The 23973-nt window shown below is 65.0% G+C and carries 23 protein-coding genes; 18 read left to right on the top strand and 5 right to left on the bottom strand.

The window, feature by feature from the left end; genetic code table 11:
• Positions 1–138 precede the first annotated feature (138 nt).
• Positions 139–1011, top strand: a complete 873-nt coding sequence (locus tag LXM55_RS24205) for a patatin-like phospholipase family protein (protein WP_233322686.1) — start codon at positions 139–141, stop codon at positions 1009–1011.
• Here the strand turns inward: LXM55_RS24205 and LXM55_RS24210 are convergent.
• Positions 1008–1928, bottom strand: a complete 921-nt coding sequence (locus tag LXM55_RS24210) for a MurR/RpiR family transcriptional regulator (RefSeq protein WP_233322687.1) — start codon at positions 1926–1928, stop codon at positions 1008–1010. The two genes, LXM55_RS24205 and LXM55_RS24210, sit on opposite strands and share 4 nt — an antisense overlap.
• 312 nt (positions 1929–2240) lie before the next feature.
• Between LXM55_RS24210 and LXM55_RS24215 the strand changes: the two genes are divergently transcribed.
• The 14 genes from LXM55_RS24215 (at position 2241) to LXM55_RS24280 (ending at position 18754) form a co-directional block, all read left to right on the top strand.
• Positions 2241–4178: a bifunctional 5-dehydro-2-deoxygluconokinase/5-dehydro-2-deoxyphosphogluconate aldolase gene (locus tag LXM55_RS24215; protein WP_233322688.1), complete on the top strand. Its 1938-nt coding sequence runs from the start codon at positions 2241–2243 to the stop codon at positions 4176–4178.
• 207 nt (positions 4179–4385) lie between these two features.
• Positions 4386–5294, top strand: a complete 909-nt coding sequence (gene iolE, locus LXM55_RS24220; RefSeq protein WP_060838896.1) for a myo-inosose-2 dehydratase — start codon at positions 4386–4388, stop codon at positions 5292–5294.
• Complete coding sequence (gene iolB, locus LXM55_RS24225; RefSeq protein ID WP_233322689.1) at positions 5291–6097, top strand: 5-deoxy-glucuronate isomerase; 807 nt, start codon at positions 5291–5293, stop codon at positions 6095–6097. Before iolE ends, iolB begins: the two co-directional genes overlap by 4 nt.
• Before the next feature lie 34 nt (positions 6098–6131).
• Positions 6132–7631: a CoA-acylating methylmalonate-semialdehyde dehydrogenase gene (locus LXM55_RS24230; protein ID WP_233322690.1), complete on the top strand. Its 1500-nt coding sequence runs from the start codon at positions 6132–6134 to the stop codon at positions 7629–7631.
• Between the two features lie 36 nt (positions 7632–7667).
• Complete coding sequence (locus LXM55_RS24235) at positions 7668–8489, top strand: TIM barrel protein (RefSeq protein WP_233322691.1); 822 nt, start codon at positions 7668–7670, stop codon at positions 8487–8489.
• A gap of 48 nt (positions 8490–8537) precedes the next feature.
• Entirely contained in the window at positions 8538–10475 is a 1938-nt protein-coding gene (gene iolD / locus LXM55_RS24240) for a 3D-(3,5/4)-trihydroxycyclohexane-1,2-dione acylhydrolase (decyclizing) (RefSeq protein ID WP_233322692.1), read from the top strand.
• 34 nt (positions 10476–10509) lie between these two features.
• On the top strand, positions 10510–11520 hold the full coding sequence (locus LXM55_RS24245; RefSeq protein WP_233322693.1) for a Gfo/Idh/MocA family protein: 1011 nt from the start codon (positions 10510–10512) through the stop codon (positions 11518–11520).
• 272 nt (positions 11521–11792) lie between these two features.
• Positions 11793–11984: a hypothetical protein gene (locus LXM55_RS24250; protein ID WP_233322694.1), complete on the top strand. Its 192-nt coding sequence runs from the start codon at positions 11793–11795 to the stop codon at positions 11982–11984.
• 53 nt (positions 11985–12037) lie between these two features.
• Positions 12038–12964 carry a sugar ABC transporter substrate-binding protein gene (locus tag LXM55_RS24255; RefSeq protein ID WP_233322695.1) on the top strand — a complete coding sequence of 309 codons (927 nt, stop codon included), beginning with the start codon at positions 12038–12040 and terminating at the stop codon, positions 12962–12964.
• 102 nt (positions 12965–13066) lie between these two features.
• Complete coding sequence (locus tag LXM55_RS24260; RefSeq protein ID WP_233322696.1) at positions 13067–14632, top strand: sugar ABC transporter ATP-binding protein; 1566 nt, start codon at positions 13067–13069, stop codon at positions 14630–14632.
• Positions 14633–14701: 69 nt separating this feature from the next.
• Positions 14702–15724 carry an ABC transporter permease gene (locus LXM55_RS24265; RefSeq protein ID WP_060843343.1) on the top strand — a complete coding sequence of 341 codons (1023 nt, stop codon included), beginning with the start codon at positions 14702–14704 and terminating at the stop codon, positions 15722–15724.
• A gap of 363 nt (positions 15725–16087) precedes the next feature.
• Positions 16088–16492, top strand: coding sequence for a TraR/DksA family transcriptional regulator (locus tag LXM55_RS24270; RefSeq protein WP_011060892.1), 405 nt, complete (start codon positions 16088–16090; stop codon positions 16490–16492).
• Between the two features lie 701 nt (positions 16493–17193).
• The gene (locus LXM55_RS24275) at positions 17194–18426 is read left to right on the top strand and encodes a methyl-accepting chemotaxis protein (RefSeq protein WP_442799784.1); all 1233 of its coding nucleotides are present in this window, start codon (positions 17194–17196) and stop codon (positions 18424–18426) included.
• A gap of 118 nt (positions 18427–18544) precedes the next feature.
• Positions 18545–18754 (top strand): hypothetical protein, encoded by a 210-nt coding sequence (locus tag LXM55_RS24280; RefSeq protein WP_233322698.1) that lies wholly within the window; start codon positions 18545–18547, stop codon positions 18752–18754.
• A gap of 16 nt (positions 18755–18770) precedes the next feature.
• Here the strand turns inward: LXM55_RS24280 and LXM55_RS24285 are convergent, their stop codons facing one another.
• Positions 18771–19142 (bottom strand): hypothetical protein, encoded by a 372-nt coding sequence (locus LXM55_RS24285; RefSeq protein WP_233322699.1) that lies wholly within the window; start codon positions 19140–19142, stop codon positions 18771–18773.
• Between the two features lie 69 nt (positions 19143–19211).
• Complete coding sequence (locus LXM55_RS24290; RefSeq protein ID WP_233322700.1) at positions 19212–19442, bottom strand: hypothetical protein; 231 nt, start codon at positions 19440–19442, stop codon at positions 19212–19214.
• 599 nt (positions 19443–20041) lie between these two features.
• On the opposite strand from LXM55_RS24290, the gene LXM55_RS24295 reads away from it, so the two are divergent.
• The gene (locus tag LXM55_RS24295; RefSeq protein ID WP_233322701.1) at positions 20042–20512 is read left to right on the top strand and encodes a hypothetical protein; all 471 of its coding nucleotides are present in this window, start codon (positions 20042–20044) and stop codon (positions 20510–20512) included.
• Positions 20512–20706 carry a hypothetical protein gene (locus LXM55_RS24300; protein WP_233322702.1) on the top strand — a complete coding sequence of 65 codons (195 nt, stop codon included), beginning with the start codon at positions 20512–20514 and terminating at the stop codon, positions 20704–20706. Before LXM55_RS24295 ends, LXM55_RS24300 begins: the two co-directional genes overlap by 1 nt.
• A 104-nt stretch (positions 20707–20810) precedes the next feature.
• Here LXM55_RS24300 and LXM55_RS24305 read toward each other — a convergent pair whose 3' ends face one another.
• Both LXM55_RS24305 and LXM55_RS24310 read right to left on the bottom strand, forming a co-directional pair.
• Positions 20811–22946 (bottom strand): TonB-dependent receptor, encoded by a 2136-nt coding sequence (locus LXM55_RS24305; RefSeq protein ID WP_233322703.1) that lies wholly within the window; start codon positions 22944–22946, stop codon positions 20811–20813.
• An 87-nt stretch (positions 22947–23033) separates the two neighbouring features.
• Entirely contained in the window at positions 23034–23420 is a 387-nt protein-coding gene (locus LXM55_RS24310; protein ID WP_233322704.1) for a DUF2946 domain-containing protein, read from the bottom strand.
• Between the two features lie 96 nt (positions 23421–23516).
• On the opposite strand from LXM55_RS24310, the gene LXM55_RS24315 reads away from it, so the two are divergent.
• Complete coding sequence (locus LXM55_RS24315) at positions 23517–23954, top strand: DUF3995 domain-containing protein (RefSeq protein ID WP_233322705.1); 438 nt, start codon at positions 23517–23519, stop codon at positions 23952–23954.
• Positions 23955–23973 lie beyond the last annotated feature (19 nt).

Raw genomic sequence — 23973 nt, forward strand, 5'->3', positions numbered from 1 at the left:
CCTCGCCCTGGCGGCGTTCGCGGTGTTCCTGTACTGCGCAAGATCTACGAGTAGAGCCGCTGGGGCGGTTGCTGCCGGTGGTTGACGGGCGACTATGCTGAGCTTCTAGAGCGTCGACAACGGCGCGGGAGGTCGGTCATGGGTCAGGACAGAACCGCGCTGGTGCTTTCCGGGGGCGGCAGCCTCGGGGCGGTCCAGGTCGGCATGCTGCAAGCCCTGGTGGAACTGGGGCAGGAGTTCGATCTGGTGGTGGGGGCCTCGGTGGGCGCCATCAACGGCGCTTACTTTGCCGCGCGGCCCGATGCCCGGGGCGTGGCCGAGCTGGCGGACTTCTGGCGCGGCTTGCGCAAGGGCGACGTGTTTCCGTTTTCCTGGTTCGACAGCCTGATCGGCCTGCTACGCCATCGCGGTTGCCTGCTGCCGTCCACGGCCCTGTCCCGGCTGGTGCAGCGGGCGTTGCCGGTCGCGCGTATCGAAGACAGCCGGCTGGCGCTGCATATCGTCACCACCAACCTGCTGACGGGGGCCCAGGAAGTGCTTTCCAGTGGCGACACCGAGCAGGCGCTGCTGGCCAGCGCGGCGATTCCCCTGGTGTTTCCCTGGGTGCGCATCGGCGACAAGCTGCTGGTGGATGGCGGGGTCGCGAGCAATACGCCGATTGCCGCCGCGGTGGGCCTGGGGGCCACTCGAGTGATTGTCTTGCCCACCGGTTTTGGCTGCGCCTGCCCGGCGCCGCCGGCGGGGATGCTGGCCCTGGCCCTGCACACCTTGAACCTGTTGAGCATGCGCCAGCTGGTGCGCGACATCGAACTCTATGCGCCGCGGGTGGCGATCCATGTGGTCGACCCGCTGTGCCCGCTGGGGGTATCGGTGTTCGACTTCAACCAGACCGAGACGCTGCTGCAACGGGCGTACCGCCAGACCCTGGGCTGGGTCGAGCAGGGCGGCCTGCAACGCCGGGGCGTGCCCGGTGCCCTGCAGGCCCATAGCCATGGGCCGGCCCCGGGCTAGTCGTCGAAGCCGCCCTGTTCGTGAATCTCGTCCATCTTCAGTTCCAGGCGATAGGCCACGGCGATGAACAGCGCCTGGCACAGGCACAAGGTGGCGCTCAGCGAGCGGAAGGCGAAGGAGCTGCCTTCGTTGACCAGCAGCACGCTGTTGGCGCGCTTGGCCAGGGGTGACAGGGTGCTGTCGGTGATGATCAGGGTCTGGGCCTGGTTGTGCTGGGCAATGCGCAGGCAGTGCTGGGTTTCCTTGGCGTAGGGGGTGAAGCTGATGGCGATCACCAGGTCGTTGGGGCGGATGCTGCGCATCTGCTCGCGGTAGCTGCCGCCCAGGCCCGACACCAGGTGGATGCGCTTGTTGGTGTGCTGCAGGTTGTACACCAGGTAGTCGGCCACGGCGAAGGAACGGCGCACCCCCACCACATAGATGTTGTCGGCATTGACCACCAGGTCCACCGCCTGCTCGAAGGCCGCGTCGTCCAGTTCCAGGCCCAGGCGCTCGATCCCCGACAGGGTGGCATTGATGCATTCGCGCGCCAGGTCGCCGTCGCTGGCCTTTTGCGACTTGTTGGCGATCATGCTGCGGATGCGCTGCTGGTAGTTCTGCACCGGCGTGGCCTTGTGAGTGTAGGCCTGGCGGAACAGCGCCTGCATTTCACTGAAGCCGCTGAAGCCGAAACGCTGCGAGAAACGCACGATGGCTGAAGGGTGGACCTCGCATTCCCGGGCGATGTCGCTGATGCGGTCGACCATGATCCGGTCGCTCTGCTGGCTCATGTAGCTGGCGATGCGCTTGAGCTGGCGCGGCAGGCCTTCGTATTCCTCGGTGATCAACTGCAGCAGCCGCTCGGCATTCGCCGGAGGGCTGGCGAGGTCGCTCTCGGGCGTGCTCTCGGACAAGGCCGGCTGATCGGTGCGGGACATAGAAAATCCTTCTGGCTTGTACTGATGGGGAAGGCTGTGGGTCCGTCCCCTGACAATAGGTGGGCAGCCGGCAGTCTACAGGGTAGGGGCCCATAAAATCTTCGGGCGGGTGCCGGCCGGGGCATTGCTGAAACGATGCAGGGCGTCTGGCTCAGGCTTGAAAAAAGTTTAATGGAAAATATATTCCATGTAAAAAATATATAGAAAAAATATTGATTGAGGCTGGGAGACGTTTTAGTCTGCGCTGACCAAGAGTGCTCGGCACCTGACAACGGCGGCGAGCGCAGGCTGATAAAAATAACAGGAGCCAGCATGGGCCAGACTCGTTTTGCCAGTGGGCGTCAATTGGATCTGATTTGCCTCGGACGCCTGGGCGTCGACCTCTATGCGCAGCAGGTCGGGGCGCGGCTGGAGGACGTCAGCAGCTTTGCCAAATACCTCGGCGGCTCGTCGGCGAACATCGCCTTCGGCACCGCGCGCCTGGGCCTCAAGTCGGCGATGCTGAGCCGGGTCGGCGACGATCACATGGGGCGCTTCCTGCTGGAGTCGCTGGTGCGCGAAGGCTGTGACGTCAGCGCGGTCAAGGTCGATCCGCAGCGCCTCACCGCCCTGGTCCTGCTGGGCCTCAAGGACCGCGAAACCTTCCCCCTGGTGTTCTACCGCGAGAACTGCGCGGACATGGCGCTGTGCGCCGCCGACATCGACGAAGCCTTCATTGCCTCCAGCAAGGCCCTGCTGATCACCGGCACCCATTTCTCCACCGACGGCGTCTACCAGGCCAGCCTCCAGGCCCTGGACTACGCCGAGAAGCACGGGGTCAAGCGGGTCCTGGACATCGACTACCGGCCGGTGCTCTGGGGCCTGGCGGGCAAGGCCGATGGCGAGACCCGGTTCGTTGCCGACCAGCAGGTCAGCCAGCATGTGCAGGGCATCCTGGGGCGTTTCGACCTGATCGTCGGCACCGAAGAGGAGTTCCTGATTGCCGGTGGCAGCGACGACCTGCTGACGGCGTTGCGCACCGTGCGTTCCCTGAGCACCGCGACCCTGGTGGTCAAGCTCGGCCCGCAGGGCTGCACGGTGATCCACGGCGCGATTCCCCCGAGTCTTGGCGACGCGGCGGTCTACCCCGGCGTGCGCGTGGAAGTGCTCAACGTGCTGGGCGCCGGCGATGCCTTCATGTCCGGTTTCCTCAGTGGCTGGCTGGAAGAGGCCAGCGATGAGCGCTGCTGCCAGCTGGCCAACGCCTGCGGCGGCCTGGTGGTGTCGCGCCATGCCTGCGCCCCGGCGATGCCGACCCGGGCCGAACTGGACTACCTGTTCAGCAGCCCGGTGCCGATCACCCGTCCTGATCAGGACCCGGTCCTGCAACGCCTGCATCAGGTCAGCGTGCCGCGCAAGGCCTGGAAGCCCCTGTTCGTCTTCGCCTTCGACCACCGTGGGCAACTGGTGGAACTGGCGCAGCGCAGTGGTCGCGAGCTCAAGGCCATCGGTCAGCTCAAGCAACTCTTCATAGAAGCGGTGCAACGGGTCGAAGCCGACCTGCGGCGCCGGGGCATCGAGGCCGATGTCGGCCTGCTGGCCGACCAGCGCTTCGGCCAGGAGGCGCTGAACGCCGCCACCGGGCGCGGCTGGTGGGTGGCGCGGCCGGTGGAAGTCCAGGGCTCGCGGCCCCTGGCCTTCGAGCACGGGCGCTCGGTGGGCAGCAACCTGATCGCCTGGCCCCAGGAGCAGATCATCAAATGCCTGGTGCAATTCCACCCGGACGACGAACCCCTGCTGCGCCTGGAGCAGGAAGCGCAGATCCGCGGCCTGTACCAGGCGTCCCAGGTCAGCGGGCATGAACTGCTGCTGGAAATCATCCCGCCCAAGGACCTGCCCGGCGCCCATCCCGAGGTGCTCTACCGCAGCCTCAAGCGCCTGTACAACCTGGGCATCTACCCCGCGTGGTGGAAGATCGAGGCGCAGTCGGCCGAGGAATGGAAAAAGCTCGACGAGCTGATCCAGGAACGCGACCCGTATTGCCGTGGCGTGGTGCTGCTGGGCCTGAATGCCTCGGCCGAAGCCCTCGCCGAGGGCTTCCGGCAAGCCGCCGACAGCCGCACCTGCCGCGGGTTCGCCGTGGGCCGCACGATCTTCCAGGAGCCCAGCCGTGCCTGGCTGGCGGGGGAGATCGACGACGCCACCCTGATCCGCCAAGTGCAGGGCACCTTCGAACAACTGATCAACGCCTGGCGCAGCGCCCGTGGGTGATTGGCGCCCGCTGTGTGGCGAGGGAGCGTGCTCCCGCTGGGTCGCGCAGCGGCCCCAACCCGGCCAACCCACTGCAACGGATACACCGCGCCAGCCGATTTGCGGGGGCTGAGCCCCCGAACGGGAGCACGCTCCCTCGCCACGGGAAGCCCCTGCAGGCAGGGGCCGTTTTCACCCTTGATTCGAACAACAACAAAAGGTGCAGCCATGCCCGCGATCCGAATTGGCATCAACCCGATCTCCTGGAGCAACGACGACCTGCCGGCCCTGGGCGGTGAAACACCCCTGAGCACCGCCCTCAGCGAAGGCCGCGACATCGGTTACCAAGGCTTTGAACTCAACGGCAAATTCCCCAAAGACGCCCAGGGCGTGGCCGCGGTGTTGCGCCCCTATGACCTGGCGCTGGTGTCGGGCTGGTATTCCGGGCGCCTGGCCCGGCGTTCGGCGGCCGAGGAAATCGACGCCATCGCCGGCCACGTCGAGCTGCTCAAGCACAACGGCGCCTCGGTGCTGGTCTACGGCGAAGTGGCCGACTCGATCCAGGGCTCGCCGGTGCGTCTGGTCGAGCGCCCGCGGTTCCACAGCGCCCAGGCCTGGCAGGACTACGCCGACAAACTCACGACGCTGGCGCGTTTCACCCTGTCCCAGGGTGTGCGCCTGGCTTATCACCACCACATGGGCGCCTACGTCGAATCGCCGGCGGACATCGACCAGCTGATGCGCCTGAGCGGCGAGGAAGTCGGCCTGCTGTTCGATTCGGGCCATTGCTACATGGGCGGCGGCGAACCCCTGGAGGTGCTGCGCAAGCATGTGCGCCGGGTCTGCCACGTGCATTTCAAGGACGTGCGCAAAGCGGTGGTGCAACTGGCGCGCAACAACCTGTGGAGCTTTCCGGACTGCATCGTCAACGGCACCTTCACCGTGCCCGGCGATGGCGACATCGACTTCGCCGCCTTGCTCGACGTGCTGCTGCAGGCGGGCTACCAGGGCTGGCTGGTGGTGGAAGCCGAGCAGGACCCGGCCGTGGCGCCGAGCTACGTCTACGCGAAAAAAGGCTACGACACCCTGCGGGCGCTGCTGGACGCCGCGGTGCCATCTACGAGGACAGGCCAATGAATCTGCTGGTTAAAAGCGCGGCCCAAGGCCGGACCCTGGTCCAGCTGCCGGAAGGCGCCCTGGAGTACGTGGGGTTCAGTGCCTACCGCCTGAGCCTGGGGGACAGCCAGCCGCTCAGCGCCGGAGACCAGGAGCTGTGCCTGGTGCTGCTCAGCGGCCGCATCGATGTGCAGGGCGAGTCGTCCCAGGGCGCCTTCCAGTGGTCCAACCTGGGCGACCGGCAATCGGTGTTCGAGGACAAGTCGCCCTTTGCCGTCTATCTGCCGCCGGGCAGCCAGGCCCAGGTCACGGCCTTGAGCGACGTGCAGATCGCGGTCTGCGCCGCCCCGGGCGCCCTTGAGGGCAGCCCCGGCGCGCGGTTGATCCGCCCGGAACAGTGCAAGCGCAGCGTGCGCGGCAAGGGCGCCAATACCCGTTATGTGTGCGACATCCTGCCCGACAGCGAGCCGGCCCATTCCCTGCTGGTGGTGGAGGTGCGCACGCCGTCCGGGCATTCCTCCAGCTACCCGCCGCACAAGCACGACACCGATGACCTGCCGCACCAGAGCTTTCTGGAGGAAACCTACTACCACCAGGTCAACCCGCCCCAGGGCTTCGTGTTCCAGCGGGTCTACACCGACGACCGCAGCATTGACCAGGCCATGGCCGTGGAAAACAGCGATCTGGTGGTGGTGCCCAAGGGCTATCACCCAGTCAGCGTGCCTTACGGCTACGAGTCCTATTACCTGAACGTCATGGCCGGGCCGAAGCGCGTCTGGCAGTTCCATAACGACCCGCAGCACAGCTGGCTGCTGGATCTTTGAACCCCGACTGGACCCTTCACGGAGAACAAGAACAATGAGCGACACCCCGGTAATCGGCCATTACATCGACGGCCAGGTGCAGGCCGCCAGCGAGCGTTTCAGCCCGGTGTTCAACCCGGCCACGGGCGCGGTCCAGGCGCGCGTGGCGCTGGCCAGCCAGCAGACCGTGGACGCGGCCGTGGCGTCGGCGCTGAAGGCGTTCCCGGCCTGGTCCGAACAGTCCTCCCTGCGCCGCGCGCGGGTGATGTTCAAGTTCAAGGAGCTGCTGGACCGGCACCACCAGGAGCTGGCGCAGATCATCACCCGCGAGCACGGCAAGGTGCTGGCCGACGCCATGGGCGAAGTGACCCGCGGCATCGAGATCGTCGAATACGCCTGTGGCGCGCCGAGCCTGCTGAAAACCGACTTCAGCGACAACATCGGCGGTGGCATCGACAACTGGAACCTGCGCCAGCCGCTGGGGGTGTGCGCCGGGGTGACGCCGTTCAACTTCCCGGTGATGGTGCCGCTGTGGATGATCCCCCTCGCCCTGATCGCCGGTAACTGCTTCATCCTCAAACCGTCCGAGCGCGACCCGTCCGCCAGCCTGCTGATGGCGCGCCTGCTGAGCGAGGCCGGCTTGCCCGAGGGCGTGTTCAACGTGGTCCAGGGCGACAAGAGCGCGGTCGACGGCTTGCTCCAGCATCCGCACATCGAGGCGATTTCCTTTGTCGGTTCGACGCCGATCGCCGAGTACATCCACCAGCAGGCCAGCGCCCGGGGCAAGCGCGTGCAGGCCCTGGGCGGGGCCAAGAACCACATGATCGTGATGCCCGACGCCGACCTGGAGCAGGCCGCCGATGCGCTGATCGGCGCGGCCTACGGCTCGGCCGGCGAGCGCTGCATGGCGATCTCCATCGCCGTGGCGGTGGGCGAGGTGGCCGATGAATTGATCGCCAGGCTGCTGCCGCGCATCGACCGGCTCAAGGTCGGCAACGGCCTGCACAGCGACAGCGACATGGGGCCGCTGGTGACCGCCGAACACCAGGCCCGGGTCGAAGGCTTTATCGACCAGGGCGTGGCCCAGGGCGCGCAGTTGCTGGTGGACGGACGCGGCTTCAAGGTGCCGGGGGCGGAGCAGGGCTTTTTTGTCGGCGCCACCCTGTTCGACCAGGTCACTCCCGAGATGAGCATCTACCAGCAGGAAATCTTCGGGCCGGTGCTGGGCATTGTGCGGGTGCCCGACTTCGCCAGCGCGGTGGCGCTGATCAACGCCCACGAGTTCGGCAACGGCGTGTCCTGCTTCACCCGTGACGGCGGCGTGGCCCGGGCCTTTGCCCGCAGCATCAAGGTCGGCATGGTCGGCATCAACGTGCCGATTCCGGTGCCCATGGCTTGGCATTCCTTCGGTGGCTGGAAGCGTTCGCTGTTCGGCGACCACCATGCCTACGGCGAGGAAGGCCTGCGTTTCTACAGCCGCTACAAGAGCGTGATGCAGCGCTGGCCCGAGAGCATCGCCAAGGGGCCGGAGTTCAGCATGCCGACCGCCAAGTAACTGCCTCGACGCGATGGATTTTGGAGAACCACAAGCATGAGCCAGCCCCTGCGTTTCGCCCTGAATCGTATGGTTGCACCGGGTTTGTCACTGCCGCAGTTCATCGACCTGGCGCTGACGCTGAAGGTCGATGCCATTGAGATCCGCAATGACCTTGCGGGCGTGGAAATCGAGGACGGCACGCCGCCCGAACGGGTCCGCCAGTTGTGCGCGGCCGAAGGGCTCAAGGTGTTGTCGATCAACGCCCTGTACCCCTTCGATGTGTGGAACGACGAGCGTCGCCGGCAGGCCCTGAAACTGGCCGCCTATGCCCGTGGCTGTGGCGCCGAGGGGCTGGTGCTGTGCCCGCTCAATGATCCTGCCGACCCGCGCAGCGAGGCCCAGCGCAGCAGCGCTTTGCGCACGGCCCTGAGCGAACTGGCGCCGATCCTGCGCGAGCACGGCCTGCTGGGGTTGATCGAGCCCCTGGGCTTTGAGGAATGCGCACTGCGCCACAAGCGCACGGCGGTGGCGGCGATCCGCGCCATCGGCGGCCTGGATGTGTTGCGCCTGGTGCACGACACCTTCCACCACCACCTGGCCGGCGAGCATGAGTTCTTCCCCGAGCTGACCGGGCTGGTGCACATCTCCGGGGTCGAGGATCGCCAGGTGCCGCTTGGCAGCATGCGCGACGGCCACCGGGTGCTGGTGGGCGAGGCGGACCTCCTCGGCAATGCGGCGCAGATCGATACCTTGCGCAGCGCTGGCTACAGCGGCTACTTGTCCTTCGAACCCTTTGCCGAGGGCGTGCACGGGCTGGCAGACATCCGCCAGGCGCTCGGCGCGAGCATTGCCCACTTGCAGCAAGCCCTGGCCTGAACAACAGATCGGGCGTGTGGGCGACACATCAACATTAAGGTGCAAACCATGAGTACGACACGACTGACCATGGCCCAGGCCCTGGTGAAATTCCTCGATAACCAATACGTCGAGGTGGATGGGGTCCAGAGCAAGTTCATCGCCGGGGTCTTCACCATTTTCGGCCACGGCAACGTGCTTGGCCTGGGCCAGGCCCTGGAGCAGGACAGTGGCGAGCTGCTGGTGCACCAGGGCCGCAATGAGCAGGGCATGGCCCACGCCGCCATCGGTTTCGCCAAGCAGCACCTGCGGCGCAAGATCTACGCCTGCACCTCGTCGGTGGGCCCCGGCGCGGCGAACATGCTGACCGCGGCGGCCACCGCCAGCGCCAACCGCATCCCGCTGTTGCTGCTGCCGGGGGACGTCTACGCCAGCCGCCAGCCGGACCCGGTGTTGCAGCAGATCGAGCAGTTCCATGACCTGAGCATCAGCACCAACGATGCCTTCAAGGCCGTGAGCCAATACTGGGACCGGATCAACCGGCCCGAGCAACTGATGAGCGCGGCGATCCACGCCATGCGCGTGCTCACCGACCCGGCGCAGACCGGCGCCGTGACCCTGGCGCTGCCCCAGGATGTGCAGGGCGAAGCCTACGATTACCCGGACGCCTTTCTCGTCCGGCGCGTGCACCGCATCGACCGCCGTCCGGCCACCGAGGCCATGCTCGGCGATGCCCTGGCGCTGTTCGAGGGCAAGCGCAAGCCGCTGATCATCTGCGGCGGCGGGGTCAAGTATTCCGGGGCCAACCGGGCCTTGCAGGCCTTTGCCGAACGCTTTGGCATTCCCTTCGCGGAAACCCAGGCGGGCAAGAGCGCGGTGGTCTCCGAGCACCCGCTGAACGTCGGCGGGATCGGCGAAACCGGCTGCCTGGCGGCCAACCTGCTGGCCCAGGAAGCCGACCTGATCATTGGCGTCGGCACCCGCTACAGCGACTTCACCACCTCGTCGAAATGGCTGTTCCAGCACCCCGGGGTGCAGTTTCTCAACCTCAATGTCTGCCCTGGCGACAGCCTCAAGATGGAGGGCGTGCAGCTGCTGGCCGATGCCCAGGCCGGCTTGCAGGCCCTGGGCGAAACGCTGGGCCGCAGCGGTTACCGGGCGGCCTGGGGCGAGCAGGTCAGCGAGGCCAAGGCGCAGTTGCAGGCCGAGGTCGAGCGGCTCTACCAGCTGCAATACCAGGACCAGGACTTCGTGCCGGAAATCAACGACCACCTGGACCCGGCGGTGCTGCGTGAATTCATCGAGCTGACCGGCTCCTGCCTGACCCAGAGCCGAGTGCTCGGGCTGCTTAACCAGGCGCTGCCCGCGGACGGCATCATCGTCGCCGCCGCCGGCAGCCTGCCCGGCGACCTGCAGCGCAGCTGGCGCAGCAAGGCGGTCAACAGCTACCACGTGGAATACGGCTATTCGTGCATGGGCTATGAGGTCAACGCGGCCCTGGGGGTCAAGCTCGCCGAGCCGGATCGCGAGGTGTACGCCCTGGTGGGCGACGGTTCCTACCTGATGCTGCATTCGGAGCTGGTCACCTCGATCCAGGAGCGGCGCAAGATCAACGTGGTGCTGCTGGACAACATGACCTTCGGCTGCATCAACAACCTGCAGATGGGCCATGGCATGGACAGCTTCGGCACCGAGTTCCGCTACCGCAACCCTTCGAGCGGCAAGCTCGACGGCGGCTTTGTGCCGGTGGACTTCGCCATGAGTGCCGCGGCCTACGGCTGCAAGACCTACAAGGTCAGCAACGAGGAGCAGTTGCTGGCGGCCCTGGCCGATGCCCGGACCCAGACGGTATCGACCCTGATCGACATCAAGGTCCTGCCCAAGACCATGATCCACAGCTACCTGTCCTGGTGGCGTGTGGGCGTGGCCCAGGTGTCCACCAGCGCGCGCACCGAGGCGGCGGCCAAGGCCCTGAATGAACGCCTGGCCCAGGCCCGGCCGTACTGATCGCTCTGCAACGAACAACAACAGGAGTATCTGCATGTCTTTGAAACTTGGCGTTATCGGGACCGGGGCCATCGGCCAAGATCATATCCGTCGTTGCAGCCAGACCTTGCTGGGCAGCCAGGTGGTGGCGGTCACCGACATCAACCTGGCGTCGGCGGCCAAGGTGGTCAGCGACTACAAGCTTGGCGCCGAGGTCTACCCGGATGGCCACGCGCTGATCAAGGCGGCGGACGTCGAGGCGCTGCTGGTCACCTCCTGGGGGCCGAGCCACGAGGAGTTCGTGCTGGCGGCGATTGCCGCGGGCAAGCCGGTGTTCTGTGAAAAGCCCCTGGCGGTGACCGCCGCCGGTTGCCGGCGCATCGTCGAGGCCGAGATCGCCCACGGCAAGCGCCTGGTGCAGGTGGGCTTCATGCGCCCCTACGATGCCGGCTACCAGGCCTTGAAGGCGGTGATCGACAGCGGCCAGATCGGCGAGCCGCTGATGCTGCACTGCGCCCACCGCAACCCGCGGGTGGGGGAGAACTACAAGACCGACATGGCCATCACCGACACCCTGATCCACGAACTGGACGTGCTGCGCTGGCTGCTGGCCGACGACTATGTGTCGGTGCAGGTGGTGTTCCCGCGCAAGACCAGCAAGGCCCTGGCCCATTTGCGCGACCCGCAGGTGGTGCTGTTGGAAACCGCCCGTGGCACGCGGATCGACGTCGAGGTCTTCGTCAACTGCCAGTACGGCTACGACATTCAGTGCGAAGTGGTCGGGGAGAGCGGCATCGCCAGATTGCCGGAGCCGTCCCAGGTGCAGTTGCGCAGCGAAGCCAAGCTGTCCAACGCCATCCTGATGGACTGGAAGGAGCGCTTTATCGCCGCCTATGACGTCGAGCTGCAGGCCTTTATCGACGGCGTGCGCGCCGGTCGGGTGGGCGGGCCTTCGGCCTGGGACGGCTTTGCCGCCGCCGTGGCGGCCGACGCCTGTATCCAAGCGCAAAACAGCGGCCAGATCGTCAAGATCGAGCTGCCAGAGCGTCCCGGCTTCTACGCCTGAGCTCCAGCCTTGCCGGCGAAGGAGCCCTTGGAGGGGGGCTTTCGCTGGCCAGCCTGCTCCTGCAGGGCCGTGGTAGGCAGCACGAGGCCAGGGTGCGCAGCAGCGGTTTTCAGGGGGAAAACCGATTTAGAATAAAATTCTAAAATGAGTTGATATAGAAATTATTTTCCAATAAAGTCGTTTTCAGGTTGCCGACTAGCTAGGTTGCAAACCCCTCAAGCAGGCTTTGAGCGCGGTGAGCACCGACCCACAAAAACAAACAGGTACCGTCGATGAAAACCTTCAACTGCGTTGTTCACGCTGTACGTTCGCTGTTGCGCCTTCCACCCGCGCCAAGCGCCGCTGCGCCTCGGCCCAGCCGTTCTGCCATCTTCCTGACCTGCCTCGGCTTTCTCTGCGTAGAGCGCAACGATGCGCTGCTGTGCTGCGTTCCCGGCGCACCCGTGGTGCGCCTGCCGCTCTGAGTCGTCCTGCGCTTTATCCATAAAACCTACAAGAATGTGGAGAAAGACCTGTTATGAACACCAAGATCCGTTTTGCCTCGCTCGCGCTGTCGCTGTTGCTGACCAGCGGGGCGGCGCTGGCCGACATCAAGATCGGCGTGAGCATGTCGCAGTTCGATGACACCTGGCTGACCTACCTGCGCGAGTCGATGGACCAGAAAGCCAAGTCGCTGCCCGACGGGGTCAAGCTGCAGTTCGAGGACGCCCGCAGCGACGTGGTCAAGCAATTGAGCCAGGTCGAGAACTTCATCAGCCAGAAAGTCGACGCCATCGTGGTCAACCCGGTGGACACCGCGGCCACCCGGAAAATCACCGAGGCCGCGGTCAAGGCCGGCATCCCCCTGGTGTACGTCAACCGTCGCCCGGATGACCTGAACCTGCCCAAGGGCGTGGTCACCGTGGCTTCCAACGACCTGGAAGCCGGGCAAATGCAGATGCAGTACCTGGCCAAGAAAATGGGCGGCAAGGGCGACATCGTGATCCTGCTCGGCGATCTGGCGAACAACTCCACCACCAACCGCACCAAGGGGGTCAAGGAGGTGCTGGCGCAGTACCCGGGGATCAAGGTCGACCAGGAGCAGACCGGGGTCTGGCTGCGGGACAAGGGCATGACCCTGGTCAACGACTGGCTGACCCAGGGCCGCAAGTTCGACGCGGTGGTGTCCAACAACGATGAAATGGCCATTGGCGCCGCCATGGCGCTGAAGCAGGCCGGGGTCGAGAAGGGCAGTGTGCTGATCGCCGGGGTCGACGGCACCCCCGATGGCCTGCGCGCGGTGAAGAAGGGCGAGTTGGCGCTCTCGGTGTTCCAGGACGCCAAGGGCCAGGCGGACGGTTCCATCGATACCGCGGTGAAGATGATCAAGCATGAGCCGGTGGAGCCGGCCGTGTGGGTGCCGTATCGCCTGATCACCCCGGAAAACGTCGACCAGTTCAAGTAATGCCGCGCACCTGAGCCAGCGGTTTCATAACAACAAGCGGTTCCATAACAACAATAAGTGGCGAGGCGGCCTTGGGCGGCCTGGCCGATGGAGTACCTGATCATGTTCTCTTGCGCGACTGCCACGAGCACCCCGCTGGCGGCTATCCAGCCTGCCACGCCGTCGACTGAAGAACCTTACCTGCTGGAGGTGATCAACGTCAGCAAGGGCTTTCCCGGTGTGGTGGCCCTGTCCGATGTGCAATTGCGGGTACGCCCGGGAACGGTGCTGGCGCTGATGGGCGAGAACGGCGCCGGCAAGTCGACGCTGATGAAGATCATCGCCGGCATCTATCAGCCGGATGCCGGTGAACTGCGCCTCAAGGGCCGGCCGGTGGTCTTCGACACGCCCCTGCAGGCCCTGCAATCGGGCATTGCCATGATCCATCAGGAACTCAACCTGATGCCGCACATGAGCATTGCCGAGAACATCTGGATCGGTCGCGAGCAGCTCAATGGCCTGCGCCTGATCGATCACCGCGCCATGCACCGCTGCACCGCGCAGTTGCTGGCGCGCCTGCGCATCGAACTGGACCCCGAGGAGCAGGTGGGCAACCTGAGCATCGCCGAGCGGCAGATGGTGGAGATCGCCAAGGCAGTGTCCTACGACTCCGACGTGCTGATCATGGATGAGCCGACCTCGGCCATCACCGACAAGGAGGTGGCGCACCTGTTCTCGATCATTGCCGACCTCAAGGCTCAGGGTAAGGGCATCATCTACATCACCCACAAGATGAACGAAGTGTTCGCCATCGCCGATGAGGTGGCGGTGTTCCGCGATGGCGCCTACATCGGCCTGCAACGGGCCGACAGCCTGGACGGCGACAGCTTGATCTCGATGATGGTGGGGCGCGAGCTGAGCCAGCTGTTTCCCCAGCGCGAGAAACCCATTGGCGACCTGCTGCTCAAGGTCCGCGACCTGCGCCTGGACGGGGTGTTCGACGGCGTGTCCTTCGACCTGCACGCCGGGGAGATCCTCGGCATCGCCGGGCTGATGGGCTCGGGGCGGACCAATGTCGCCGAAACCCTGTTCGGCATCACCCCCAGTGACGCCGGCGAGATTCACCTCGACGGCCAGCCCCTGCGCATCAGCGACCCGCACCGGGCGATCCAGAAGGGCTTTGCCCTGTTGACCGAGGATCGCAAGCTCAGCGGCCTGTTCCCCTGCCTGTCGGTCCTGGAAAACATGGAAGTGGCGGTGCTGCCGCATTACGCCGGCGGCGGTTTTGTCCAGCAGAAGGCCTTGCGCGCCTTGTGCGAGGACATGTGCAAGAAACTGCGGGTCAAGACCCCGTCCCTGGAGCAATGCATCGACACCTTGTCCGGGGGCAATCAGCAGAAGGCGTTGCTGGCGCGCTGGCTGATGACCAACCCGCGGATCCTGATTCTCGACGAGCCGACCCGGGGCATCGACGTCGGGGCCAAGGCCGAGATCTATCGGCTGATCGCCTTCCTCGCCAGCGAAGGCATGGCGGTGATCATGATTTCTTCGGAGCTGCCGGAAGTCCTGGGCATGAGCGACCGGGTCATGGTCATGCATGAAGGTGAACTCATGGGCACCCTCGACCGCAGCGAGGCGACCCAGGAACGGGTCATGCAGCTGGCGTCGGGGATGTCGGCGGTGCATTGATTCTTCAACCGATGGCGGCCGCCGGCACAGTGATCTGCCGCGGCCAGGCAATAACAAAGGTGAGTGGTTATGAACGTGATGTCTGAAAACAAACCGGCCGTGGCGCCCGCCAGAACGCGCCGGCGCTTTCCCACCGAGCTGAGTATCTTCCTGGTACTGATCGGCATCGGCCTGGTGTTCGAGCTGTTCGGCTGGATCGTTCGTGACCAGAGCTTCCTGCTGAACTCCCAGCGCCTGGTGCTGATGATCCTGCAGGTTTCGATCATCGGCCTGCTGGCCATCGGCGTGACCCAGGTGATCATCACCACCGGTATCGACCTGTCCTCGGGCTCGGTGCTGGCGCTGTCGGCGATGATCGCCGCCAGCCTGGCGCAGACCTCGGACTTTGCCCGGGCGGTGTTCCCGTCCCTGACCGACCTGCCGGTGTGGATACCGGTGGTGGCCGGGCTGGGGGTGGGTCTGCTGGCGGGGGCGATCAACGGCAGCATCATCGCCATCACCGGCATTCCGCCCTTCATTGCCACCCTGGGCATGATGGTTTCGGCCCGTGGCCTGGCCCGTTACTACACCGAAGGCCAGCCGGTGAGCATGCTCTCGGATTCCTACACCGCCATCGGTCATGGGGCCATGCCGGTGATTATCTTCCTGGTGGTGGCGGTGATCTTCCACATCGCCCTGCGCTACACCAAATACGGCAAGTACACCTACGCCATCGGCGGCAACATGCAGGCGGCGCGCACCTCGGGGATCAACGTCAAGCGGCATTTGGTGATCGTCTACAGCATCGCCGGGCTGCTGGCCGGGCTGGCCGGGGTGGTGGCCTCGGCGCGGGCCGCCACCGGGCAGGCGGGGATGGGCATGTCCTATGAACTGGACGCGATCGCCGCCGCGGTGATCGGTGGCACCAGCCTGGCCGGCGGGGTGGGGCGCATCACCGGCACGGTGATTGGCGCGCTGATCCTCGGGGTCATGGCCAGCGGCTTCACCTTCGTTGGCGTGGATGCCTACATCCAGGACATCATCAAGGGCCTGATCATCGTGGTGGCGGTGGTCATCGACCAGTACCGCAACAAGCGTAAGCTCAAGCGCTGATCCAGCGGCCTGTTCGCCGGCAAGCCGGCTCCAACCGGGGGGAAGAAAGGGGGAAAAAGGCTCGAATCCGCTGTTCGGCACTGCCGTTTGTCTTCTAACAGACTCGCTTGTATGGAATTTTTTGTTATAAACACACTCCGATAAGCACCACCAAAGCCCGCAATTGCGGGCTTTGCGCGGTTTGTCGGACAGATTCGCTGTCATTTCAGTTGCTGCGCCCTCAAACCGGCCTTAGACTGCCGCCCCTCGTAAATTGAGTGCCGGGTGGCGCTTGGAAGGTATGGCGCCTTTCTGATGACCTGACGGGTCAACCGGAAACAGTTTGAATTCGCCTTAATGCACGTATTTTTTATAGAGAAATCAATGACCAAGGAAAAGTTGCTGGCCATGCCGGCGGATGACTACATGAATGCCGAGCAGCACGCTTTTTTCAGCGACCTGTTGCAAGCCATGAAGGTGGAAACCCACGAGCGCATCGAACAGAACCGGATCGCCATTGAAAGCCTGGATACCCCGGCTGACCCGGCCGACGCCGCTTCCGTTGAAGAAGAGCGCACCTGGCTGGTCAACGCCATTGATCGCGACCAACGCATGCTGCCGCAACTGGAGCAGGCCCTGGGCCGGATCAGCGACGACAGCTTCGGCTGGTGCGACGACAGCGGCGAGCCGATCGGCCTCAAGCGCCTGCTGATCAGCCCGACCACCAAGTACTGCATCGAAGCCCAAGAGCGCCACGAGCAGATCGACAAGCACCAGCGTCAGGCTTAAAAGCAGCCGCAAGCTTGCAGCTTCAAGCCGCAAGCGTTTCAAGTGCATCCTTGCCTCCGGGTGCGCAGCCTAGCCAGCGCTGCGCACTGGGGCGCGAGCCAGCGCCCCCGCCACACTGCCCCTGCCTCCACTTCCCTTGATCTACTGCAATATCCCCCTCTGCAGACTCTGAATAATGCCTCGCACATGCCGCTTGCGGCTTGAAGCTTGCTGCTTGCCGCTTGCCGCTGCTCTTCTTCCTACTAAGGGACCATGGTTAATGGCCTTATAGTGGCGTCTAATGCCGCAAACAATTAGAACGATGTGGGGTGCTAAACATGTCAAGAGATGGATCTCTAGCGGCGCCGCTCGCGCAGCCGCTGGCCACACCCGAAACCGCCGCCCGCTGGTGGCTACCGTCGTTGCAAAGCGCGGCGCTGATGCTGCTGTTCGCGGGCCAGGCCCTGGGCGGCTGGCCGCTGTACCTGTGCCTGCCGCTGGCGGTGCTGGTGGTCTGGCTGCCGCGCTTGCGCTCGCGCAAGGTGGCCGAGGCGCCGGCGACAACTGACAATGAGCTGGCGACGCTGACCCGCGACCTGTCCTACAGCACCACCCATAACGCATTGTCCGCCGCTGGCGTGGCTTACTCGGTGACCCAGTTGGCCGGCAAGCTGCAATCGCAGCTGGACGCGGCGGCGCGCATCGTCGGCAACGCCGAGGTGATGATCAAGACCGAGCAGGTCACCTCGCAACTCAGCCAGCAGGCCCTGGGCGCCGCCAGCGAGGCCCATGCCAGCAGCGCCGAGGGGCGCACGGTGCTGGGGGAATCGATCAGCCGCATGCACCTGCTCAGCCAGCGCGCCAATGGCAGTCGCGAGCTGATCGAAGCCCTGAGCCAGCGCAGCGAGGAGATCCAGCGGGTGACCCTGGTGATCCAGTCCATCGCCAGCCAGACCAACCTGCTGGCGCTGAATGCGGCCATCGAGGCGGCCCGGGCCGGGGAACACGGGCGTGGCTTTGCCGTGGTCGCCGACGAAGTCCGCGGGCTGGCCGGGCGCACCGCCGCGGCCACCGATGAAGTCGGGGTGATGGTGGCGGATATCCAGCAGCGCACCAGCGACGTGGTGGAACAGATCCGCCAGCTGTCCGACGACCTCAACCTGGGGGTCGAGCAGGTGGAGCACACCGGCCGTCACCTGGAGAACATCGCGCGCCTGGCGGCCGGGGTGGAAGGGCAGGTCAGCGAGATTGCCCGGGGCGCCGAGACCAACCGTGAACAATTGGACAGCCTGTTTCATGCCGTGGAGCAGATGCGCAGCGACCTGGCAGTCAGCGACCAGCAGACCCGCAGCCTGGCCCAGGCAGCGGTGCAGATGGAGGGGCAGGCGGAAACCATCAGCGAGCGCCTGGCGGCAGTGGGCCTGGATGACTATCACCAGCGCATCTATGACCTGGCCCGCGAGGGCGCGCGGCGCATTGCCGAGCAGTTCGAGGCCGACCTGGAGCAGAACCGCATCAGCCTCGACGACCTGTTCGACCGCCAGTATCAGTTGATTGCCAATACCGAGCCGGCCAAGTACCAGACCCGGTTCGACCGCTACACCGACCAGGTGCTACCGCCGATCCAGGAGTCCCTGCTGCCGCGCCACGATGGCCTGGTGTTCGCCATTGCCTGTACCCAGGAAGGCTATGTGCCGACCCACAACAAGATTTTCTCCCAGCCGCTGACCGGCGATCCCCAGGTGGACAACCTGCACAACCGCAGCAAGCGCAAGTTCGCCGACCGCACCGGGATCCGCTGCGGCAGCCACCAGCAGCCGCTGCTCTTGCAGACCTACACCCGCGATACTGGCGAGCTGATGCACGACCTTTCGGTGCCGATCATGGTCCGCGGCCGGCATTGGGGCGGGCTGCGCCTGGGCTACAAGCCGGAACGGGCGCCGAGCAAGGGCTGACGCCGATTGTTGCGCGAGCGGTAACGCTGCACTGCAGGAACAGGCTGTTCCAGACGCCGGGAAGCTATTAGTATGCCAACATCGTTAGGCAGCTAACTAGTTTCCTGGAGGTCGCGCCATGTACAGCAAAGTCGATGTAGCGGTGATGATTGGCAGCGGCGTGCCGGCCGGCCTGCGGGCTCTGGGCCGTCGCGCCTGCTGGGTGGTACTGGTCAATGGCGAACGGCGCGGCACGGCGTTTGCCAGTCGCACAGAGGCCGAGGAGTGCCGGCTGGCCTGGCAGCAACAACTGCAGGTGCTGCCACCCGCTTTGCGGCATTCGGCTTAACCGGCCTGGCGCAGGCTCAGGCCAGGGTTCCGCTCTGGGCCTGGAACAACGCACTCTGGGCCATGGACAGGGAGGTGCTGTACGCCATGACCTGGGCGCGGGCGGACGACAGGGCCATGGCCTGGCCGGTGTCGGAGCCGGAATGGCCACCCTTGATCGAGGCCAGCCGGACCGTGGCCCGCCGCAGTTTCTGTTGCAGCAGCTCGATCTGCTTTTTCAGTTGGCGGATGCGTTTTCTCTGCGCCAGCAACAGCGCCTCTTCCGGGGTTTGTGCGCTGGAACGGCTCAAGACCAGGGTTTCGCCGTCGTCCGAGGCTTCCAGCACCGCGGTGCCTGGCGTCGGCGTGAGGAGGTCGGCAAGGCGAGTCGCAGGATTCAAGTTGATCATCATGATGCTCTTAAACGGAACTCGCCTTTGTATCGGTCGCGCTGTCGGATCCTTGACTGGCGCTGTCTGTCAGGCGTTCAGTGCGCCCTGGTCGATGGCCAGCTTGAGGGCCTTGGCCGATGCCCTGGCTGCCGCTGCGGCGTCTTCCGAGGTCTTGAACCAGCGGTCGCGTTCCACCTGGTGGAAGGTGATCTGGGTCAGTGGAGGTTTGGCGCGCATGGCAATCACGGCCTGGAACTCGCCTTCGACTTCTCTGCACTCGCCACGAATGAAAAACTCGCCAATATCTAGTTCGGTCACTTCCAGTCTTCCCTTGGAGATGTGTGAGAGGTTGAACGCCCCCGGGAGGGCATTCAATCAGTGGCGGAGTATGGCAGTTGTTGCGTTGCGGCGGGCTGAGTTATGTCATTTGCATTCACGCAGGGATTATTCTCACGTTCTAATCTGAAACTTCCGGCTTCTTGTGTTGGGTAACATTGCCGCCGATATTCAACGGCGGCCTTGTTCAGAAGGGGATGGGCACGCGGTGAGCGTGCGCTTTAAATAGTCGAAACGCACAAAGTTGCTCTAGAATTGCCTCTGCAACCCGAAGTGGCTGCCGACCGGGGGAATCGTGACCCGGGTGTATCCGGCCCGCAGGCCTGTTTCAGCACCCACCCCCGAACACGCGCCGCCACGCTTTGCGGGTGCCAGAGCCCACTCCTCAAGCCTTCGACATGTGCCTGATGCCTCGGCGAAATGCCCGATGCTCGGTGCCGGCGCCAGCGCCGTGGCCAGGAGTGCCAGCTTCACTTGTCTGTATTGGGTAACTGATTGAGGTGACTACGCCGTCATGGCGGTTTTTTTGTGCTGCGCGTTTTTTTCCGGGCAGCATCATTTTGAGTATCGGGGAGCGTTCCTTGGCAGTAAGTAATCTTGAAATGCACGCGTTGTTCGTGTTGGGTGATTTGCGCGCAAAGTTGGTCAAGCAGTTCCAATCTCGTTTCGTCTACATCACTGAACAGTCCGCCGAAGGCATCTACATCGCCGAGATCGACACCGAGACGGCCCTGGTGGTGGACGACAAGCCGCGCCTGGAACTCAAGGTCGGCGATCATTTTCGCGCCGCCGTGCTGCCCAGCCGCGAGGGCGGCAAGCTGGAGATCCGCTTTCGCGAGATCAAGCTGACGGTGTATGGCCTGGGCGACTACGCCTTTGTCAGCAGCCCCCTGGGGCAGGGCATCGTGTTCAAGGAAGGGCACTCGACGGTGACGGTGTTTGCCGCCCACGAGCAGTTGCAGGACGGTTTGACCAAGACCCTGAAGGCGGTCACCGCCAAGGCCGCCAAATGGCGCAAGGGCGAACTGGTGAGCTTCAAGGCCAGCGAGTGATGAGCCAGAGCCGCGCCGAGTTCCACCAACAGCATCAACAGGCCGCGAGCGCCGAAGCCCAGCGCCTGTTCGCGCAAAAGAGCGTGCTCCAGGGCGCCTGGCTGAACTGGGTGGCTGCCCAGTTGTACCACCTGCAACCGGCGGCCTACGCCAGCATGGTGCGCCGCGAACTGCAGCGCCTGCAGGCGCCTTGAGACAGCATCCCCTTGCAGGACCGGCTTGCCGACGAACCGGCCCGTGAGCCGTTGCCACATCGACTGACGCCTTCGCAGGCAAGCCAGCGCCTACAGGGCGGGGGCTAGAAGCGGGTCTGCACGGCGACCTCGAAGGTTCGCGGCTGGCCCAGGTAATAGGCTGGCGAGACATGGGCAAACTGGCCATAGACCTCGTTGGTCAGGTTGCGCACCCGGCCGGTCACGCTGGTGTGGCTGTCGACCTTGTAGCGCAGGAAACTGCCGTACAGGGTGTAGGCCGGCATCCGCAAGGTGTTGGCGTTGTCGGCGTACACCGAGGCCACGTAGCGCGCGTCGACCCCGGTCTGCCAGCTGGGCGACAGGTCATAGGTCAGCCACAGGTTGGCCAGCCGGTCGGGGACGTTGGTCGGGGTGTTGCCCCGGCGCGAGACCACCGCGCCGCTGGCGATCTTCTCGTTGAACTCGTCATATTCGGCAGCCACCCAGGCGAAGTTGGCTTCCGCCAGCAGCTTGGGCGTCACCCGTAGCGAGCTGGCCAGTTCGAGGCCTCTGGAGGTCTGCTGGCCCACCGGAATGCTGTTGGCCGGATCCAGTGGGTCGGTCACGGCAAAGTCCTTGCGCTCGATGCGATAGGCGGCGACGGTCGCCGAGCCGCGGCCGTCCAGGTAGTCGAACTTGCTGCCCACTTCCCATTGCTTGCCGGTGGACACCTCGAAGTTCTGGGTGCCGCTGGGCTGTTCGGCGGCGGTGCTGTATTGCACGTAGACGTTGGCGCTGGGCAGGAACTGCCAGGTCAAGCCCAGGCGCCCGGTGACCGGCTCCCAGCTGCGCTTGAGGTGGCGCGGGTTGCTGGCGGTGATTGCCCGGTGGTTGGTCACGTCCAGGTCGATGGCGTCGTAGCGCAGGCCGCTGAGCAGGGACAGCTTGTCGGTCAGGGCCAGGCGGTTTTCGACGAACAGGGCGCGGGTGGTGACCTGGTTGGTCTTGTCCTTGGCCCAGCCCTGGCGGGTGCCCTTCAGGTCATAGAAATACCCCGGCTGGAAATTGCCGGGATCGACGCTGTTGCTGGCCGGCACGTTCCACGGTGAGTTGGTGGTGCTGTTGACCTTGTATTCGAAGCCCCCGGACCAGGTGGTGTCGAGGCCGAACAGCTGATCGTCATGGCGCAGCTCGAACTGGTTGCCGTCCTGCTGGCCCTGGTGCCGCACCAGGTAGGCGGTGGAACGGTTCACCTGGCTGTTGCTGGCGTTGTACTGGTAGGTTTCCAGGTTGCGGTAGTCGCGCTGGCTGTCCAGGTGATAGAGGGTGTTGCGCAGGGAGGTGCTGGGGTTGATCCGGTAGTCGATGATCGAGCGCAGCCACACCGTGCGCTGTTCATACAGGCCATCGGCGACGTTGTAGTTATTGAAGCGGTTGTGCTTGTCGATCTTCAACTCGCCGGCCTTGGGGTTGCGCACCGGGGTGCCCCAGTAGGGGCTGTCTTCGTGCTCGTCCTGGTACTCCACGGCCAGGGTGTGGGACAAGTCCGGGGTCAGGTCGCTGAGCAGCGAGAAGGCCAGGCTCCAGGCGTCCCTTTCCTGGCGGTCGATGTAGCCGTTGCTGGTGTTGTGACTGACGTCGAAGCGCGCGTAGTGCTGCACCTGGGCGCCGGCCGGGCTGAGGGCGTGATTGACCCCGAAGGCGGTTTGCGTGGTGTCGTAGCTGCCGTAGCCGAGCACGCCTTCGACCGCCTGTTCGCGACGCTCCGCGAGCTTGGTTACATAGTTCAACGAGCCGCCCACGGAGCCGGCGCCATTGATCAGCGACGAGGGCCCGCCCACCAGTTCCACCCGGTCATAGATCCAGGCGTCCACCGGCCGCGCCAGGCCGGTGGCGACATTGATGCCGTTGAACATCTGGGTGATCTGGCTGCTGGTAAAGCCGCGGTAGGAGACGAAGCCGCCGAACCCCGGCGGTGCGCTGGCGTTGACCCCGGGCAGGGCGTTGGCCGCCTCCTGGAAGGTCCGCGCGCCGCGCCGCTCAAGGTCCTGGCGGCTGGCCACGGCCACCGAGGCGGGGGTCTCGCGCAGGCTCAGGCCCAGGCGCGAGGCCATGCCGCTGGACTGCTCCAGGTTCAGGCCCGGCTCGGCCTCGGTTTCATCGGCGCCAATGGTGGTGGGGGCCAGTTCGAGGTCCGGCTGGCCCCAGGCGTTGATGGACAGGCAGCCCAGCAGGCTCGCCAGCAAAGGAAGGTGTTTCATCGGTGCATCCTGAATTCTTGGCTAGGAAAAGGCCCACGAACGCGCGCCGCGCGACAGCGCAGTGGGCAGGTTGAGCACGAGCAAGAATCAGGCGAGAGGCGGTGCCCGGGGATGGGCCGCGGGCCAGGTGGAGCGGGCGGGGAGGTCGGTCTTGGCCAGGGCGCGGGCGGGCGGTGCCTGGGGCTGTGGCAGCAGGGCCAGGGTCAGGCTGGAGTTGAGCGCCGGGCCCATGCCGCCAGTGGAGCACAGTGGGCAGCCGAAGGCCTTGGCCAGGGTCGGCAGCGAGTCCTGCTCGGCTGGCTGCGGCAGCGAAGCCTGGGTCGCGGGGTTGACGCTGCAGAATTGCCCGCCGACACCGTTGAGCTGCAGGCCAACCATCTGTCCGTGGCCGATGCTGCAGGCAAACACGTTGAACAGGACGCAGCAATACAGCATCCAGGCAACGAGCGAGCGATCGGAACGGGCAAATTTCATGGGGCGGCACTTTATCACCGAAGGCGACGAGCGTACTTACAAAAGTGCTGATTCGGGTCCATTCTCTTTACGAATTTTTTACAAGGACGTCTGAACATGAATCTTCTGCTCGCACAGGGGGTGGCTGGCAGCTTCCTGTTGATCAGTCTGATCCATCTGTATTGGGCCGCCGGGGGCAAGCGCGGCAGCGCTGCGGTGATCCCCGAAGTGCCGGGGCCGCTGCCCGGAATGACCCAGCCGGCGTTTCGCCCGCCGGCCCTGGCGACGATGCTGGTGGCGGTGGGCCTGTTGCTGGTGGCGATGCTGGTGTGCCTGCGGGTCGGGCTTTACTTGCCGACGGTGAGCCATCCGTCCCTGCAGTGGGTGATCAGCGCCATTGCCCTGCTGATGTTCGCCCGGGCCATTGGCGACTCGGAGCTGGTGGGGTTTTTCAAGGAGGTCCGGGATTCGAGATTCGCCCGCCTCGACACCCTGTTCTACTCCCCTCTATGCGTGGTGCTGGGGGCCGGGCTGCTGGTCCTGGCCTGGGCCTGAAGCGCGGCCTGTTCACAGC

Source organism: Pseudomonas sp. Au-Pse12 (assembly GCF_021341665.1).
GTDB lineage: Bacteria > Pseudomonadota > Gammaproteobacteria > Pseudomonadales > Pseudomonadaceae > Aquipseudomonas.